Origin of the sequence: Actinomadura sp. NAK00032 (assembly GCF_013364275.1) — a bacterium.
Classification (GTDB): Bacteria; Actinomycetota; Actinomycetes; order Streptosporangiales; family Streptosporangiaceae; genus Spirillospora.
In genome coordinates this window covers 6,654,013-6,672,086 of sequence record NZ_CP054932.1, presented here as the reverse complement: position 1 = coordinate 6,672,086, position 18,074 = coordinate 6,654,013, and the positions used below count along the sequence as shown (strand labels likewise).

9 protein-coding genes are annotated in these 18,074 nt (G+C 76.5%); 7 read left to right on the top strand and 2 right to left on the bottom strand.

What is annotated here, in order from left to right:
- Positions 1 to 36: 36 nt before the first annotated feature.
- Positions 37 to 978 (top strand): DUF5937 family protein, encoded by a 942-nt coding sequence (locus HUT06_RS30420; RefSeq protein ID WP_176198844.1) that lies wholly within the window; start codon positions 37 to 39, stop codon positions 976 to 978.
- 60 nt (positions 979 to 1,038) lie between these two features.
- Here the strand turns inward: HUT06_RS30420 and HUT06_RS30415 are convergent, their stop codons facing one another.
- Entirely contained in the window at positions 1,039 to 2,103 is a 1,065-nt protein-coding gene (locus HUT06_RS30415; protein ID WP_176198843.1) for a nitrous oxide reductase family maturation protein NosD, read from the bottom strand.
- A 351-nt stretch (positions 2,104 to 2,454) separates the two neighbouring features.
- On the opposite strand from HUT06_RS30415, the gene glnII reads away from it, so the two are divergent.
- Together glnII and HUT06_RS30405 are read left to right on the top strand one after the other, a co-directional pair.
- On the top strand, positions 2,455 to 3,468 hold the full coding sequence (gene glnII / locus HUT06_RS30410; RefSeq protein ID WP_176198842.1) for a glutamine synthetase: 1,014 nt from the start codon (positions 2,455 to 2,457) through the stop codon (positions 3,466 to 3,468).
- 241 nt (positions 3,469 to 3,709) lie between these two features.
- Positions 3,710 to 4,333, top strand: coding sequence for a hypothetical protein (locus tag HUT06_RS30405; RefSeq protein ID WP_176198841.1), 624 nt, complete (start codon positions 3,710 to 3,712; stop codon positions 4,331 to 4,333).
- 3 nt (positions 4,334 to 4,336) lie between these two features.
- Here HUT06_RS30405 and HUT06_RS30400 read toward each other — a convergent pair whose 3' ends face one another.
- Complete coding sequence (locus tag HUT06_RS30400) at positions 4,337 to 5,158, bottom strand: hypothetical protein (RefSeq protein ID WP_176198840.1); 822 nt, start codon at positions 5,156 to 5,158, stop codon at positions 4,337 to 4,339.
- A gap of 339 nt (positions 5,159 to 5,497) precedes the next feature.
- Between HUT06_RS30400 and HUT06_RS30395 the strand changes: the two genes are divergently transcribed.
- The 4 genes from HUT06_RS30395 to HUT06_RS30380 all read left to right on the top strand — a co-directional run bounded on the left by HUT06_RS30395 (position 5,498) and on the right by HUT06_RS30380 (position 17,991).
- Complete coding sequence (locus tag HUT06_RS30395) at positions 5,498 to 6,529, top strand: alpha/beta fold hydrolase (protein WP_176198839.1); 1,032 nt, start codon at positions 5,498 to 5,500, stop codon at positions 6,527 to 6,529.
- Positions 6,530 to 6,749: 220 nt separating this feature from the next.
- Positions 6,750 to 12,491: a beta-ketoacyl synthase N-terminal-like domain-containing protein gene (locus tag HUT06_RS30390; protein ID WP_176198838.1), complete on the top strand. Its 5,742-nt coding sequence runs from the start codon at positions 6,750 to 6,752 to the stop codon at positions 12,489 to 12,491.
- Entirely contained in the window at positions 12,488 to 16,765 is a 4,278-nt protein-coding gene (locus HUT06_RS30385) for a beta-ketoacyl synthase N-terminal-like domain-containing protein (RefSeq protein WP_176198837.1), read from the top strand. The genes HUT06_RS30390 and HUT06_RS30385 overlap by 4 nt, the downstream gene beginning before the upstream one ends.
- Positions 16,762 to 17,991: a glycosyltransferase gene (locus HUT06_RS30380; protein WP_176198836.1), complete on the top strand. Its 1,230-nt coding sequence runs from the start codon at positions 16,762 to 16,764 to the stop codon at positions 17,989 to 17,991. Before HUT06_RS30385 ends, HUT06_RS30380 begins: the two co-directional genes overlap by 4 nt.
- Positions 17,992 to 18,074 lie beyond the last annotated feature (83 nt).

Here is an 18,074-nt window from a genome sequence, read left to right as displayed (position 1 = left end):
CGGGCGCAATGATTTCGGAAATGGCTAAAATGTCGCATGCTGCGGCTCTGGCTCGACTATGAGGACCTCGTCCGGGTCCGGGTCACTCCCGGTCTTTCGCCGCTCGCTCAGACGCTTCTCAGCGTCCAGGCCCCGCGCTCGCGGCGGCGTCCAGGGCTCACCGGATCGTCGCGGCTGCTGCTCGACCTGGTGCCGCCCGGACGCTGGGTCCCCGACTTCCTGACGCCGTACACGGGTGTGCCGGGGCTCGAATCGGAGCTGGACGCCGTCGCCTCGACGCCCGTCCGGCGGATCCGTGCCGAACTGGAGCGGTCGTGCGGGCCGCGTCCGGCATCGTGGCTGCGCCACCTGGCGGCGGGGGAGCGGGAGGCGATGCGGACGCTGGTCTGCGGGCTGCGTGACCTGCACCGGGTCGCGCTCGCGGACCAATGGGCGGAGCTCGGTGCGCACCTGCGGGCCGAGGCGGCGGGTCACGCCCGGACGATGGCCCGGGACGGGATCGGCGGGCTGCTGGGGAGCCTGCACCCGGGTGTCCGCTGGACGTCCCCGGTGCTGGAGATCGAGACGCTGCGCGACGGGGACGTCCATCTGCAGGGCCGGGGGCTGCTGCTCGTGCCCTCGCCGTTCGTCACGGGGCCGCGCGTCCTGGTCGGCGGGGACGGTCCGGCGACCGTGGTGGTCCCCGCGCCGCCGCCGGCCGGCGGGACGGGCCTCGACCCGCTGCCGCAGGTGTTCGGGCGGACGCGTGCGGCCGTGCTCCGGTCGGTCGCGGACGGGGAGGTCACGACGGGGGCGCTGGCCGTACGGCTCGGGGTCAGCGCGGCGTCCGCGTCCCAGCACGCGACGGCTCTGCGCGGCGCCGGGCTCATCACCAGCGAGCGCCGGGGCAAGACGGTGCATCACGCGCTGACACCGCTCGGGGAGCGGGTCCTGCGGGGCGGCGCCTCATGGCCGGCCGCGCGGGGGGCGTCCAGATGACCCCGGGACCTGGAGAAGACCCCGGGCAGGGACGGGGTCTTCTCCAGGCCGGCGGTCAGGTCAGCAGAGGCCGCGCGGGTTCGAGGTGCGGCACTTGTTGTGCCGGAAGCGGTTGGTCTTGCTGCCGCTCTTGTTCACCAGGTCGTACGGCCGGTTGCGGAAGGCGCGGTTCGCCTGGATCAGGTTGAACCGGGCGGGACGGGCCGAGCCGTGCTCCGGGGCCACGCCCGGGAAGAGGACGATGCCGCCGGAGTAGGGCAGCCTGCCCCGGTTGTCCTTCACGATGTTCTTCGCGATGGTGTTGTGCTCGCCGCCGAAGAGCAGGACGCCGGTGCCGCCGAACGGCGGGACGGGGCCGTGCGCGGCGCACGACCGGTTGTTCTTGGCGACCTTGTTCTTCCAGACCTTGTTGTGGCCCTGACCGCCCTTCTGGCCGTCGTCGACCAGCGCGACGCCGACGCAGTTGCGGGTGATCTCGTTGTCGTGGACGTCCACGTGGTGGGCGTGCCGGACGAGCACGCCGAGGGTGTTGCCCGACGTGTGGTTGTGGGCGACCTCGGTCCCGTGGGCGTTGGTGATGTCACCGACGTACAGGCCGGCGTCCGCGGAGTTGTCGAGGGTCCAGTTCCAGACGAACTGGCCGCGCGTGGAGCGGTACTCCGCGATGCCGTACTCGCCGTTCTTCTTCGCCAGGACGGCCAGGACCGTCAGGCGGTCGGTGTACATGCCGTGGACACCGCTGCCCTTGAAGCCGTGCACGGTCAGGTTGCGGATCGTCACGCCCTTGACCGGGTGCTTCGACCGGCCGATCACGCAGATCCCCATGCCGGGCGCCTTGGCCTTGGCGCAGTGGTCGTGGCGGCCCGGGCGCAGGATCGTCTTGTTGCCCTCCCCCCGGATGGTGAGGCGCTTGCGGACGAGGACGCCGCCCTCGTAGTACCCCGCCTTGAGCCGGATGGTGTCGCCGGGCCTGGCCCGGTCGACGGCCCTCTGGATCGAGTGACCGGGCGGCACGACGTGCGTGCGCCCGGTCGTACGGCCGTCCGCCTGGCCGGCCGCCGCCGGCGAGGCGAGCCCCGCCAGCACGACGGCCGCGCCGACCGAGGCCGCGAATATTTGCCTCATCCCTTTTTCTCCCGTTCTGTTTTCCTTGGTAAGGAATGCGTCAGGGCACCTGCCGGGACGGCATTCCTCGATCATCTTGGAACGGGCGGCGTAATCGGCGGATGGGAGAGGGGTAAACAGTCGGCGGGCTTTGCGGCAAAACCGCCGGGCGGTGCGAAACGGCGGAATCGGCGCGCGCGCCGCAGGCGGCGGGCCCCGGCGGGCGCGGGGGGTGGGGTGTGACGAAGGTCTCGGCAGGTCACGGTCGCGTGTTACATGCCGTTCACAAACGGGCAACAGGTGTGAAATGCCCGGTTGGCACGTTTCTAGGGCCGAACCCGTGAGGTCAGGCGGAGACGAAGGGGACCCACGTTGAGCTACAAGGCCGAGTACATCTGGATCGACGGCACCGAGCCGACCGCGCGCCTGCGGTCGAAGACGAGGATCCTCGCCGACGGCGCCGATCTGCCGGACTGGGGGTTCGACGGGTCCAGCACCAACCAGGCCCCGGGCGACCACTCGGACTGCGTGCTGAAGCCGGTCTTCTCCTGTCCCGACCCCATCCGGGGCGGCGACAGCATCCTCGTCCTGTGCGAGGTCTACCTCGTGGACGGGACGCCCCACGAGACCAACACCCGGGCCAAGCTGCGCCCGGTCGCCGAGCAGTACGCGGCGCAGGACTCCTGGTACGGGATCGAGCAGGAGTACACCTTCTTCAAGGACGGCCGCCCGCTCGGCTTCCCCGAGCGCGGCTACCCGGCCCCGCAGGGCTTCTACTACTGCGGCGTGGGCTCCGACGAGGTGTTCGGGCGCGACATCGTCGAGCGGCACATGGACGCGTGCCTGGACGCCGGCCTGAAGATCTCCGGGATCAACGCGGAGGTCATGCCGGGCCAGTGGGAGTTCCAGATCGGCCCGGCCGGGCCCCTCGAGGTCGGCGACCACATGTGGATCGCCCGGTGGCTGCTGTACCGCATCGCCGAGGACTTCGACGTGTCCGCGACCCTCGACCCGAAGCCGGTGGAGGGCGACTGGAACGGCGCCGGCGCGCACACGAACTTCTCGACCAAGGCCATGCGCGAGGGCTACGACGCGATCATCACGGCGTGCGAGGCGCTCGCCGAGAAGGCGGACGAGCACGTCGCGAACTACGGCGCCGACATCGAGCGCCGGCTGACCGGGATGCACGAGACGGCCGCGTGGAGCACGTTCAGCTACGGCGTGTCGGACCGCGGCGCCTCGGTGCGCATCCCGTGGCAGGTCGAGGTGGACAAGAAGGGCTACATCGAGGACCGCCGTCCGAACGCCAACGTCGACCCGTACGTGGTGGCGCGGCTGATCACCGCCACCTGCTGCGCGGCGCTGGAGAAGGCCGGCCAGGTCTGACCGGACGGGCGGCCGGGCGGGCCGGGCGGTGACCCGGTGACCTGGCGAAACGGCGATCCCCCGGGCGACGGCGCGCCCGGGGGATCGCCGTTTCCACGGCCGAGAAACGCCGTTTCCGTGGCCGGGGCCGCCGTTGCGCGGTGCCGGGCGCGTGGCCAAACATCTGCAAATTGTGGCTCTTGGGGGCGTTCCCCCCTCGGTGCCGGGTAGCACGTCTACGTTCGCACCCGGGGGAGGGAACATGCCCGACTCGCCATCGGGGCGGTACTCCGGCGGCCTGCCCGGCAGGAGCACCGGACGCCCCGCGCCACGGCCCTGGGAACGGTCGTTCCGGTGCCCGTCGACGGCGCGGCGCCGCCCGCCGGAGGCGCCGCCGCGGCGCTACGAGGACTTCGTCGCCCTGCACGAGGAGATCGCCTCCGGGCCGCCGCTGCGCCCGCTGTGGTGGACGGGGATCTCCGCGTCCCTGGTCGGCGGCGGCCTCGCGTTCGCCGCGGTGATGGCGCTGCGCACCATGTTCGGCGTGGAGGTCCCGGTGTTCGCGGGCACGCACACCCCGGCGGCGCCGGCCGCGACCAGCTACGGGCTGTGCGCGGCGGCGGCGACGGTCCAGGCGACCGCGCTGATGCACCTGCTCCTCGCGACGGCGGCGCGTCCCGTCCGGGCGTTCGCGTGCATCGGCGCGATCGCCGTCGTCGTGCTGACGATCCTGCCGCTGACGATGCGCGGCCCGCTGGACGCGGCGCTCGCGACCGCCGGCCTCAACCTGATCGGCGGGGCGTCCGTGGTCGTGCTGCTGTCGGCGGTGGTGGCGGCCGCCCGGCAGTTCCCCTGGGACGGCCCCTTCAAGCGCGGTCGGCGGTGACGGTCAGCCGCGGCCGACGGTGATCGTCAGCGGGCCGGGCGCGGCCGAGGAGGCCACCCGCACGTGCCGCAGCCGCCGCCACACGCGCACGTCCACCGGCTCCCCGGCGGCGAGCAGCCGCAGCTCGCGGTGCATCCCGGAGAAGCCGAGGCACAGCGAGGCGTCCCAGGCCCCGCGCGGCAGCGGATCGTCGACGAACGTCCGCGACACCGGCACCGCGGCGGTGTAGCAGAGCCGGCCGGGCCGCTCCTCCAGCATGGCGATCACCTCGAACGTGCGCTCCGAGCGCCGCTCGGACAGGACCAGCGTCCCCGAGACCGGCATGCTGATCTCCCGCAGGTCGAGATGGCCGGCGACGACGATCTCCCGGCGCGCGGCGTTCCAGTGCGTCATGTCGGCGCGGGCCGACCCGGCGGCGTGCGGGCGGCCGCCGACGTCGACCGCGAGGGCGCCCGCGCGGTCGAAGTAGGCGATGACCGCGGCGGACCCGGGCAGGAACAGCCGCCGCGGCGACGCGTCCAGCCCGGGGGCGTGGCGGAGCGGGAGGACGGTGCGCCCGTCCGGGCCGCCGATCGCCAGCCGCGCGTCCCACAGCCCGCCGGGCAGCGGGTCGCCGTTCGTGATCGCCGCGACGTCCACCCGGGCCTCGAAGGCGACGGCGCCGTCGCGGGCCGCGGCGGTGGCCGGCACCCGCACCACCCCGCCCTCCTCGCGGTCGCGCAGCACCAGTTCGACCTCGGGCACGGGGCCGCCGGGCCCGAGCAGGCCGGCGAGGCGCAGCACCGACCCCGTCCAGCCGACCTCCGTCAGGTGCGGTTCCGGCATCGCCACTCCCGCCTCGTCCGTGCTCGCCGCCGTCCCCCTACCCGTCCCCCGGATGGCGCGGCCGAACCGGCGGGACGGGCGCGGGGGCGGCCCGCACGGGGTCCGGGCCGCCTCCCGACGCCACGGACTGTGACCGTCATTATGCGCGATGTCGCCGCGCCGCGCGAGATTCTCACGAGGCCACCTCCGGCCCCGGTGTCAAGCCGAATTCACGCAGGATTAACAGCCCCATGTTCCCGGTGCGCGGTGACCAGTGTAGAAATGGCATGGACGGGGCGGGGCCGCCTTGGGCCAAAGCGCTCCGGCCGGCATCGCCGAATGCGGATGGATAATGACGAAATGATCCTTTCCCCGCGAGGTCTGCGCGACGCGGCGTCCACCGCCCTGCGGCTGGCGGTCGCCGGGCGGGTCGCCGATCTGCGCCCGATGCCGGCGGAGACCGTCGCCGACGGGCCGGGCCGGACGGTGTCCCGGTACCGGCCGCCGGAGGGGGTGGTGCCGGCCGGGCCGCCGGTGCTGCTCGTCCCGCCGCCGGCCGTGCCGGCGCAGTGCTTCGACCTGCGCCGCGGGTGCAGCCTCGCCGAGCACAGCGTCCGCGCGGGCCGCCTCAGCTACCTGCTCGACCCCGGGACGGCCCGGTCCGGTGACGCTGACCTGGGCGTCCAGGGCTGGGTCCGGGACGTGCTGCCGGGCGCGGTCCGGGCGGTGAGCCGGGACGCGGGCGGCCAGCCGGTGCAGCTCGTCGGCTGGTGCCTGGGCGGGATCCTCGCGCTGCTGGCCGCCGCCGACGACCCCGCGCTGCCGATCGCGTCGGTCGCGGCGGTCGCCGCGCCGGTGGACGCGGGCGCGGCGCGGCTCGCCGAGCGGTACGCCGAGCGGTGCGCCGAAGAGCGCGCCGGCCTGGATCGCCACCTGCTCCGCCAATTCAGCGTGCTGACCCACCTCGGCAATGCCGATTTCCTCGCGCAGATCGAGGCGATGGATCATTTCCGGCATTTGGCGATCGCCCATCCGGGTGGTGCCGCGCGGCGCATTTACCGGTCCCTTCTCGGTGAGGGCGCGCTGCCGCGTGGCGAGGTGCCGATCGGCGGGCGGCGGGTGGATCTCGGACGCGTCGGCGTGCCGGTGCTGGCCATCGCGGGCCGCGGCGACCTCGCCGCGCCGGTCCGGGGCGTCCGGTCCCTCGCGGGGCTGCTGTGCGGGGCGCCGCAGGTGCGGGTCGAGGTCGCGCCCGGCGGCCATCTCGGCGTGCTGACCGGCCGCGCGGCCAGGTCGACGACGTGGCGGCACCTCGACCGGTGGCTCGACGAGGGCATCGTCCGGCACGGCATCCGCGCGCCGCGCGCCGCCCGCGCCGCGCTGACCGTCTGACCCCGCCCTTTCGCGGGCCGTCCGGCCGGAACCATCGCCCGATCGTGCGCATCGCGGGTCTTCCGCACACCAAGGGACGTTCCAATCTCCTTTGCGGCGGCGCCATCAACACGCCCGCAGGTGTGTCGCCTTGGTGATCGAACTGTCGCCGACCGTAATGTGGCGCACCGTTGTAGCCGCAGAAGGACGTCGGGGGGCACTGCATGTCGGGGGGCACTGCATGACGTCGGACACGGGCGAGTACGGCGCGGCGCGGGGAGCGCGGGCACCCGTGGAGATCATCGGGGTCGCCCCGCCCGGCCGTCCCCATCTCGCCGTGGCCGTGGCGCGCGCGGGCGGGACGGGCGTCCTGGCCCTCGGCCACGACCGGGCGCCCGCGCTCGCCGCGCTGGCCGACGTCCGCCGCTGGTGGGCGGGCCCGTTCGGCGTCCGCGTCCCGGCGGGGTGCACGGTGCGCCCGGCCGACGTCCCGGCCGAGGCGGGCACCGTCATCACGGACGCCTCCGCGCTGCGGTCGGACGACTGGCTCGACATCGCCGGGTTCGCCCGCGGCCGCCGCCTGCTGATCGAGGTCGCGGACCCGGCGGAGGCCGCCGACGCCGTCCGCGTCGGACGCGGCCTGACCGACGAGGTCGGGATCATCGCGCGCGACGCCGGGCACCCCGCCGGGCCGTCCCTGTTCATGCTGCTTCAGCGGCTGCTGGCCGACGCCGACGCGAACGTCCCGGTTCTCGCCGGCGGCGGCCTCGGACCGCACGCGGCGGCCGCGGCGGTCGCCGGGGGCGCGGCCGGCGTCGTCCTCGACGAGCAGCTCGCACTCGTCCGCGAGATGGACCTGACCGGCCCCGCTCCCGCCGGCGTCGCCCGCGTGGCAGTGGCACTCGCCGGCCGGTACAAGACGGCCGGGGGAGTGGTCCAGGCCGTCCGCGCGGAGGTCGTCCGGCACATCCGGGCCGCCGTCCGCGCCGAGCCGCTGGCCCCGCGCCCCGAACCGGTCGCCGTGCAGGGGCCGATGGCGCAGGTCAGCGACGGGTCGGCGTTCGCGGGCGCGGTCGCGCAGGACGGCGGCCTGCCGTTCCTCGCGCTCGGCCCGCTGGACGGCGCGCGGGCGCGGGCGCTGCTGCGCGAGACCGCCGACCGGCTCGGCGGCCGGCCCTGGGGCGCCGGCCTGCTGGAGGGGACGCCGCCGGAGCTGCGCGCCGAGCAGCTCGCCGCGATCGGCGACGCCCGCCCCCCGTACGCGATCATCGGCGGCGGGAGCCCGGCGGAGGCCGCGGCCCTGGAGGCCGCCGGAACCGCCGCGTATCTGCCCGTCCCGTCGCCCGGACCGCTCGGCCGCCTGCTCGACGAGGGCGCGCGCAGGTTCGTCTTCGCGGGCGGCGAGTGCGGCGGCCAGACCGGTCCGCACGCGAGCCTCGCGCTCTGGGACGCGCAGGTCGAGCGGCTGCTGGCGTTCGCCCGCGGCGGCGGCGACGCCGCGGAGCTGTCGGTGATGTTCGCGGGCGGCGTGCACGACGCGCGGTCCGCCGCGATGGCCGCCGCGATGGCCGGGCCGCTGGCCGAGCGCGGCGCCGACGTCCGCGTCCTGATGGGCACCGCGTACCTGTTCACGCCGGAGGCGGTCGCGGCGGGCGCGATCCTGCCCGGCTACCAGGACGTCGCGCTCGCCTGCACGGAGACCGTCCTGCTGGAGACGGCCCCCGGGCAGGCGGCCCGCTGCGCCCGCACCCCCTACACCGAGACGTTCGAGCAGACCCGCCGCGAGCTGGAGCAGGCCGGGACGCCGCCGCGGGAGGTGCGGCGGCGCCTGGAGAAGCTGAACCTCGGGCGGCTGCACCTCGCCAGCCGGGGCCTGCGGCTCGACACCCCGGTCGGCGCAGCCCGGCAGCGGGAGGAGGGCCTGTACGCGATGGGGCAGGCGGCGGCGCTGCGGTTCGCCCCGGTCGGGATCGCCGCCCTGCACGAGCAGGTCACGACCGGCGCCACCGGCTTCCTGGCGGCGCGGGCCGCCGCCCTCGGCATCGGGCCGCGCGACGCGCCCCGGGCCGCGCCGCGCCCGGCCGACATCGCGGTCATCGGCATCGGCTGCGTCTTCCCCGGCGCCCCCGGCGCCGACCGGTACTGGGCGAACGTCGTCGCCGGCGCCGCGCAGGCCGGCGACGGGACGCCGTCGAAGTGGGGCGGGCTCGTCCCCGACATCCCGTTCGACGCGGACGCGCACGGCATCGACCCCGGCGAGATCGGCGGCATCGACCCGATGCACCTGCTGTCGGTGGAGGTCGCGGCCCGCGCGCTGCGGGACGCCGGTTACGCCGACCGCCCGTTCGACCGGCCGGCGACCTCGGTGTTCTTCGCCGCCGAGGGCGGCGGGGACCTCGCCGCCGGCTACGCGCTCCGCGCGATCCTCCCGTCCTACCTCGGCGAGCTGCCGCCCGGCCTGGACGAGCAGCTCCCGCGCCCGGCGGGGGAGACCCTCGACGGCGTCCGCACCGGCGCGGTCGCCGGCTGGATCGCCGGCCGGCTCGGCCTCGGCGGGACGGCCTGCGCCGTCGGGGCGACGTCCCTCGCGGCCCTCGACGCCGCCTGCAAGGACCTCGCCGCGGGCTCCAGCGCCATGGTGCTGTGCGGGGGCGCCGACCTGCGCGACGGCGTCCTCGACCGGCTGCTGCCCGCGTCCGGGGACGGCGGGGAGGGCGTCGTGCTCGGCGAGGGCGTCGCGTGCGTCGTCCTCAAGCGCCTGGCGGACGCCGAACGCGACGGCGACCGGATCTACGCGGTGGTCAAGTCGGTCGCCGGGGCCGGCGGGCGGCGCCGGGCCATGGACCGCGCCCACGAGCGCGCGGGCGTCGCCCGCTCGTCGGTCGGGCAGGTCGCGCTCGGGTCGGTTTCGGCGCAGATCGGGCACACCAGGTGCGCGGCCGGCCTCGCCGGGCTCATCAAGACCGCGTACGCGCTGCACACCGGCGTGCTGCCCGGGGACGGCGGCGGCGGTGCCCGGCCGTGGGCGGTCCGCCCCGCCGAGCGGTTCGCCGGGGTCGGCGGGTCCGGGGTCGGCGGTGCGCACTTCCACGCCGTCCTCGCGGGCTACGAGGGCGCTCCCGAGCCGGTGTCGGGCCTCGCCGAATGGCCCGCCGAGCTGTTCCTGATCCGGGGGGACGACCACGCCGCCGCGCGCGCCGCGGCCGACCGGCTGGCGCGCCTGGCCGAGGGCGCGCCCCGGATGCGCGACCTCGCCCGCACCGCCGCCTCCCTGGACGGCCCGGTGCAGGCAGCCTTCGTCGCCACCGGGCCGGACGACCTGCGCGCCAAGCTCGCGCTCGCCGCGCGACTCCGCCCGGCGCCGGGCATCCACATCGCGGCCGGGGTCCCGGGCCAGGTCGCGTTCCTGTTCCCCGACGCGGACGACGCCCACGCACCGGGGGCGGCCGCCGGCCTCTTCGTCGCCTTCCCCCGGCTCCAGCGCCTGCTGCGCCTCGCCGGCGGGGACACGGGCGCAGCCGTCGCGGGCCTGGCCGTCCACCGGCTGCTGACCGCCGTCGGCGTCCACCCCGACCTCGCCGCCGGGCAGGGCCGCGGCGAACTCGCCGCGCTCTGCGCCGCCGGCGCCATCGACGACACCGACATGGTCGAGATCGGCGCGGACCCGTCCCGGGGCGGCCTCCTCGGCCGCGACCTGCGCTCGCCCGCGTTCCCCGTCTGGGCGGCCGCGACCGGCCGCCCCTACGAGACGGAGCCGTCCGAGCTGGCGGCGGTCCCGTCCCCGCCCGTCCCCGCCGCCGCGCGGATCGAGGCGATGTACGACGCCGGCGCCCGGACCTTCGTGGTGGCCGGGCACGCCCTCGCCGACCTCGTCGGCACCAGCCTCGGCGAGCGCCCGCACACCGCGGTGAGCTGCGCCGCCCCCGGCGAGAACGGACTGGTGACGCTGCTGCGCGCGCTCGCCGGACTGGCCGCCGCCGGCGTCCCGGTCGACCCGCTCCCGCTGTTCGCCGGACGCGGCGCCCGCCTCCTCACCGGCGTGCCCGCCGCGCCCGGCTGGATCGTCGGCGGTCACTCCGTCCGCACCGCGGACGGCGACCACCCGGACGGCGCCCTCCGCCCGCCCCGGCGCGTCCCGGGCCCCGCCCCGGCCGACACGGCGGTGCTGGAGTACCTGCGCACGAGCCGGGAGATCCTGGCCGCCCAGCGGGACGTCGTCCTGCGCCACCTGACGGCCCCCGTCCCCGCGTCCCGCCCGGCCCCGGCCGACGACACGCCGGCCCGCCCCCGGACCAGCGCGCACGTCCGCACGGCCGCCCTCTCCGGCGGCCCCGCCACCCCGCCACCACGCTCCCATGCGGCGCCGGACACCTCTGCGGACGCTTCCACGTCCGCAATACCGCCCACGCCAACGACTCACCCAGACGCACAACCGCCACCCATGCCCGAGGGCCCGCCCGTACTTCCGGTGCTGCCCCAGCCCGAGGCAGCACCACCGTCCGCGCCTGCCGGTTCACCCGCGCCCGCGACGCCGTCTGCGCCCGCGCCTCGGCCGGACGTGTCGCCGCTTGTGCCGGGAGGCTCGTCTGCGGCTGCGGTGTCGCCGTCGGATGTGGCTGGGGGTTCGCTCGCGCCGTCGCCGTCCGCGTCAGTGCCCCGGCCCGATGGGGCGTCGGCGGCGGTGGAGGTGGGTGTGCCGCGGATGCGGCGGGTGGATACGCAGGTTTGGCCGCGGCCCGGGGGGCGGGTCGCTCGGCAGGTGGTGCGGCGCGTGCCGCGGGTCGTGGATCTCGATCCGCTGCCGGCGCCGCCGGATTCGGGGGCGGTCCTCGCCGGGCGGCGGTTCCTGCTTGTGGACGACGGCTGCGGCATCGCCCTCGAACTGGGCGACCTGCTCGAACGCCACGGGGCGCAGGTGCGGACGCCGACGGACGTCGACGGGCCGTGCGACGGGCTCGTCCATCTGGCGGCGCTGCGGCCGGGTGCGGCGAGCGTGCTGCCCGGGGCGTTCGCGGGGATCCGGCGGGCCCTGGACGGCGGGCTGCGGTGGCTCGTCCTCGCGAGCGGGGCCGGAGGGACGTTCGGGCACCGGTTCCGGGGCGGCGGCGTCGGTGACCCGGCGCCCGGCGCGGGGCTGCGCGGCCTGGCCCGGACGGTCGCCGAGGAGCATCCCGAGGCGCTCGTGCGGGCGGTCGACATGGACACCAAGGAGACGCCGCGGGCGATCGCCCAGCGCGTCATGGCGGAGCTGCTGACCGCCGAGGCGCCGGTCGTGGTGGGGCATGAGAACGGCCTGCGGCACGGGCTGGAACTGCTGCCGGCGGAGCCGCTCGGCGACGGCCCGGCCCTGGACCTCGGGCGGGACGGGGTCGTCCTGCTGACGGGGGCCGAACACGAGGTCACCGTGCGCGTGGCCCTGGAGCTGGCCCGGACGAGCGGCTGCCACATCGAGCTGGTGGGCGGCGCGGCGGAGGAGAATCTGCGGCTGGGCGACCTGCGCGAGCGTGCGGCGTCCGTCCGGTACCACGTGGTGGACGACCCGCAGGCCGTCCGGCGCGTCGTCGAGGACGTCCACCTCACCCATCGGCGCCTCGACGGCGTCGTCCACGGCGCCGCGCTCCCGGGGGCGGCCGATTCACCGGAGCGGGCCTACCAGGTGAAGGTGGACGGTGCGGTGGCGCTGGTCCAGGCGGTGCGGCCGGACGTCGGGTTCCTCGCCGTCCTGTGCGGCCTCGCCGGGGTGACCGGCGAGCGCGGCCGGGCGGGGGACGCGGCGGCGGACGACGCGTGCGGCACGCTCGCGCACGTGTGGCGCGGGCGGCTGCGGGGGCGGGTGCTCGCCGCCTCCCTCGGGCCGTGGGCGGTCGACGGCGCGGAGCCGTCCGGCGCCCCGCTCGATCCGGAGGCCGGCGCGCGGGCGCTGGTGCGCGAGATCGCGCACGGCGACGAGACGCACGTGGTGCTGACCGGGGACGTCCGGTGAGCGAGGACCGGGTGCCGATCGCGATCGTCGGCGCGGGGGCGGTTTTCCCCGGCGCCGGGTCGGCCGCCGAGCTGTGGCGCAACGTGCTGGCCGGCTTCGACGCGATCACCGAGGTGCCGCCCGGCCGCTGGGACCCCGCGCTCTACTACGACCCCGACGCCTACGGCCGCGCCCCGGAGAGCGACCGGTTCTACTGCCGGCGCGGCGGGTTCGTCGACGACGTGGCCACCTTCGACCCGGCCCGGTTCGGGATCGCGCCGGCGGCGGTGCCGGGCATGGAGCCCGACCAGCTGCTCGCGCTGCGCACCGCCGGGGACGCGATCGCGGACGCGGGCGGCGGCGACCGGCTGCCCGACCGGTCCCGGATCGGCGTGGTCGTCGGGCGCGGCGGCTACCTCGCGCCGGGCGCGGCCCGCCACGACCAGCGGGTCAGGACGTCCCACCAGGTCGCCGGGATCCTCGCCGAGCTGGTGCCCGAGCTCGGGCGGCCGCGGCTGGAGGAGATCCGCCGCGCGTTCTGCGACCGGCTCGGCCCGGACGGCCCGGACGCGTCCGCCGGACTGGTGCCGAGCCTCGCCGCGTCCCGCATCGCCGCCTCGTTCGACCTGCGCGGCCCCGCCTACACCTTGGACGCGGCGTGCGCGTCGGCGCTGATGGCGATCGAGCACGCCGTGCGGGCGCTGCGCAGCGGGCAGGCCGACGCGATGCTGGCGGGGGCCGTGCACCACGCGCACCACGCCGCCGTGTGGAGCGTGTTCAGCCGGCTGCGCGCGCTGAGCCCGAGCGAGACGATCCGCCCGTTCGACCGGTCCGCCGACGGGACGCTCCTCGCCGAGGGCACCGGGATGGTGCTGCTCAAGCGGCTCCCCGACGCCGAGCGGGACGGCGACCGGATCCACGCCGTGGTCCTCGGCGCCGGGTCGTCCAGCGACGGACGCGCCGGCGGGGGCATGAGCCCGCTGGTGGACGGGCAGGTCCTCGCGGTCGAGCGCGCCTGGCGGGACGCCGGCCTGGACCCGGCGGAGCCCGGCGCGGTCGGGCTCGTCGAGGCGCACGGCACCGGGTCCCCGGCGGGCGACGAGGCGGAGCTGGCGACGCTGCGCCGCGTGCTCGGCGCGGACGGCCCGCCGGTCGGGCTCGGCACCGTCAAGTCGATGATCGGGCACGCGATGCCCGCCGCCGGGATCGCCGGGCTGATCAAGGCGGCGTTCGCGCTGCGCGACGGGGTGCTGCCGCCGACGCTGCACGCGGACGACCCGCATCCGGCGCTGGCGGACGGCCGGCTCCGGCTCGTCCGGGAGGCCGCCGAGTGGGAGCGGCGCGGCGGGCCGCGCCGGGCCGTGGTCAACGCGTTCGGGTTCGGCGGCGTCAACGCGCACCTGGTGCTGCAGGAGCCGCCGCAGGCCGCCGCGCGGCGGGCCCGGCGGCGCAGGGTCGCCGCGCCGGGGGACGGCGAGGCGGTGCTGCGCCTCGCCGCGCGCACCCCCGAGGAGCTGGCCGAGGCGCTGAACGTCCCCGACGAGGACCTCCTCGCGCGGGACTGCGGAGACGTCCCCGACCTGCCGTGCCGGCTCGCGATCGTCGGCCCGACGCCGCGCCGGCTCGACCTGGCGCGCGCCGTCGTCCAGCGCGGGACGGCCTGGCGGGGCCGCAGCGACGTGTGGTTCGCACCGCGCCCGCTGCTCGCCGGCGGCGGGCGGCTGGCGTTCCTGTTCCCCGGCTTCGAACCGGCCTTCGACCCGCGCGTGGACGACGTCGCCGAGCACTTCGGCCTGCCGTCCCCCGACCTGACCGGCCGCGCCGACCTGCTCGGCCGCGCCGCCGACGCCATGGCCGTCGGGCGGCTGCTGGCCGCCGCGCTCGCCGAGCTGGGCATCGAACCGGACGTCGTCGCGGGGCACGGCCTCGGCGAGTGGACGGCGATGGCCGCCGCCGGGATGTGCGACGCGGCCGCGCTCGTCCGCGACCTCGACGGCACCGCCGGGCCCGACGCCGTGTACGCGGTGCTCGGGTGCGGGGCGGCGCAGGCGGAGGAGGCCGCGGCCTCCGTGTCCGGGAGCTCCGTGTCCGGGGCCTCCGTGTCCGGGGCCTCCGTGTCCGGGGTCTTCGTCAGCCATGACAACTGCCCGCACCAGTCGGTGGTCTGCGGTCCGGAGGCGGCGGTACGCGAGGTCCTCGGGCGGCTCGCGTCCGAGGGCGTGCTCGGGCAGGAGCTGCCGTTCCGGGCGGGGTTCCACACCCCGCTGGCGGAGGCGTCGGAGAAGCAGGTCCGGCACTCGCTGGAGGGCCTGGAGATCCGCCCGCCGCGCGTCCCGCTGTGGTCGGCGTGCACGGCGGCGCCGTTCCCCCGCGCGGCGGACGAGGTCCGCGACCTCGCCGTCCGGCACCTGCGCGAACCCGTGCGGTTCAGCGAGCTGGTCGAGGAGCTGTACGGGACGGCGCACGTGCGGGCGTTCGTCCAGGTCGGGCCCGGCGGGCTGCCGGGGTTCGTCGCCGACCGGCTCGGCGACCGCGAGCACCTGGCGATGGCCGTGAACGTGCCGAAACGGGACGGGATGGCGCAGCTGCGCCGGGTCGTCGCGGCGCTGTGGGCGGAGGGCTACGGCGCGTCGCCGCCGCCCGCGCCGGCCACCGGCATGCGGCTCGACCTCGGGACGCCGCTGGTCAGGCTGGACGGGGCGGTGGAGCCGATCCGCCCGGCACCGGGCGTGCCGGCGCTGCCCGCCGACGACCCCGTGCTCGCGGAACTGGAGGCGCTGCTCAACGACGCGGCGACCGGGGCGCAGTCGGTCCTGGAGGCGCTCGGCGCCGGGCCGCCGGCGCCGGTCGCGGCGGGCGAGGCGTCCCCGGCGGGCGCCGAGCTGAGCGTCTCCCGGGTCTTCTCCGTCGAGGCGATGCCGTTCCTGGCCGACCACTGCCTGGTCGCGCAGGCGCCCGGCTGGCCGGAGATGTCGGACCGGCTGCCGATGGTCCCGCTGGCGACGCTGGCCGAGGTGATGGCCGGCGCCGCGCGCGAACTGCTGCCCGACATGGTCGTCGTCGGGTTCGAGAACGTCCGCTCCATCCGGTGGGTCGTCGCCGCGCCGCCGACGACCGCCGACATCCGCGCCTACCTCGTCGACGACGGCGACCGCGTGCGCAGGGTGAAGGTCGATGTCCCCGGCTACGCGGACGGGACGGTCCTGCTCGCCGAGCACTACCCGCTGCCGCCTGTTCCCGACCGCACGCCGCTCACCATCGAGGGCCCGCCCATCGTCACCGCAGAGCGGCTATACGAAGAACGCTGGATGTTCCACGGCCCGCTCTACCGCGGCATCAGCGAGATCACGGCTCTGGCAGAGGACGGTGTGCACGCCGTCCTCACCGCACTGCCCACGCCGGGCGCGCTCCTGGACAGCGCAGGGCAGCTCTGCGCCCACTGGATCCAGGTGTACGGCGACACCAACCAGACGGTGTTCCCGGTGGGGATCGAACGGGTCCTGCTGTACGGGCCCGTGCCGTCCCCTGGAGAGCGCCTGGAGACGACCATCTGGAACCAGTCCCTCACCGACACGACGATGCGCTGCTCGGCGGAGATGCTCCACGAGAACGGCACGGTGTGGGGACGCATCGACGGATGGACCACCCACCGCTTCTACACCGACGAAGCGCTCTGGCGGATGAAGTTCACCCCGGAGGTGTCGGGAACGGGGGAGCCCCAGCCGGGCGGCTGGACCGTGGCCCGCAAGCGCTGGGACGGCACCGCGTCCCGCGACCTCCTCATGCGCCAGTACCTCGGCGCGGGGGAGCGCGCCGAGTACGAGGCCCTCCCGCCGGTCGCGCAGGGGCCGTGGCTGCTCGGACGCATCGCCGCCAAGGACGCCGTAAGGGACCACCTCTGGCGCAACGGCCACGGGCCCCTGTTCCCGGCCGAACTGACCGTCCATGAAGGGCCGACCGTGACCGGGCCCTTCGAGGAACCCCTGACCGTTTCGATCGCCTCAGCCGCCGAACTGGGCGTCGCCCTGGTGCGGCCCGGGCACGACCAAGCCGGCATCGGGCTCGCCGTGAACGAGAACAACGCGCGGGTACGCGCCGCCAAGCAGGCGGTGCTGCAGTCGATGAGCGCGGCGGCGGACGGCTCCGAACTGGTCGTGACCGTCGCGGACGCCGAACGGCTCCTCATCGCCGCCGGCGGGACGGTCACCACGGTGGCGACACGCGAACTCGACGGGCACGTCATCGCCTGGACGACCGCGTCCGGCGGACCCGACATGGAGGAGAGCCGAGCATGACCCAGCGCCGCGCGAGCGCCCGCCGCGTCCAGGTCCCGTCCATCCTCGGGGACCCGGGCATCCAGCGGGCGCGCACACCCGAGCGCCGCTTCCTGTTCGCGATGCCGCCGCTGGCGGGCCACGTCGCCCCGGCGGCGGCGGTCGCCGCCGAACTCGGCCGGCGCGGCCACAAGGTCGCCTGGGTGGGGCACCGCCCGTCCCTGGAGGCCCTGCTGCGGCCCGGCTCCCGCATCTTCTCCGCCGCCGGCGACGAATGCACGGCGCTGCGGGACCGCTGGCTGGAGCGGCGCGGCCTCGACGCGCTCCGCCTGCTGTGGGACGACTTCCTCGTCCCGCTCGGCGACGCGATGATGCCGGGCGTCGAGAAGGCCGCCGACCGCTTCCGCCCGGACGCGGTGGTCGCCGACCAGTTCGTGCTGGCCGCGCCGGTCGCGGCCCGGCACCGCGAGATCCCGTGGGCGACCTCGGCGGCCTCGCCCGCCGAGTTCACCCGCCCGCTCGCCGCCATGCCGCAGGCCGAGGAGGAGGTCCGCGACCGCATCGGCGGCTTCCAGCTCGACCACGGCATCGAGGACCTCATCGACCTGCGCTTCTCCGACCACCTCACGCTGGTGTTCGCCACCTCCGCGCTCGTCGGCGACACCTCGTTCTTCCCGGACCACTTCGCGTTCGTCGGCCCCGCGCCGGGACGCTCCGCGCCGTGCGCGTTCCCGTGGGAGTGGCTGGACGGCCGGCCCGCCGTCCTGGTCTCCCTGGGCCGGATCGGCGGGCCGTCCGCGACCGGGTTCCTGCGGGCCGCCGCCGAGGCCGTCCGCGGCCTGGACGTGCAGGCCGTCATCGAGGCGCCGCCGGGGATCGTGCCCGAGCCGCCGCCGAACGTCCTCGTCCGCGAGCGGGTGCCACGCGGCAGGCTCCTCGAACGGCTCGCCGCCGTCGTCTGCCACGGCGGCCACGCGACGGTGTGCGCGTCGCTCGCGCAGGGCCGCCCGCTGGTGGTGGCGCCGGTGCGGGCCGACCAGCCCGTCCTCGCGCGCCGGGTGGAGGCCGCCGGCGCGGGCGTCACCGTCGGTTTCGAGGACGCGCGGCCGGACGAGCTGCGCGCGGCGCTCGCGGCCGTGCTGGCGGACGGCGGCCCGCACCGCGCCGCCGCCGAGGCCGCCCGCGACACCTTCGCCTCCGCCGGAGGCGCCGCCGCGGCCGCCGACCGGCTGGAGAAGCTGGCCTGACCGAAGGGAGCCGGGGCGGCCTCCTCCGGAAGCTCGCCTGACCGACTGTGGACGGGCGGACCGAATTTCGTTCGGTTATCGTG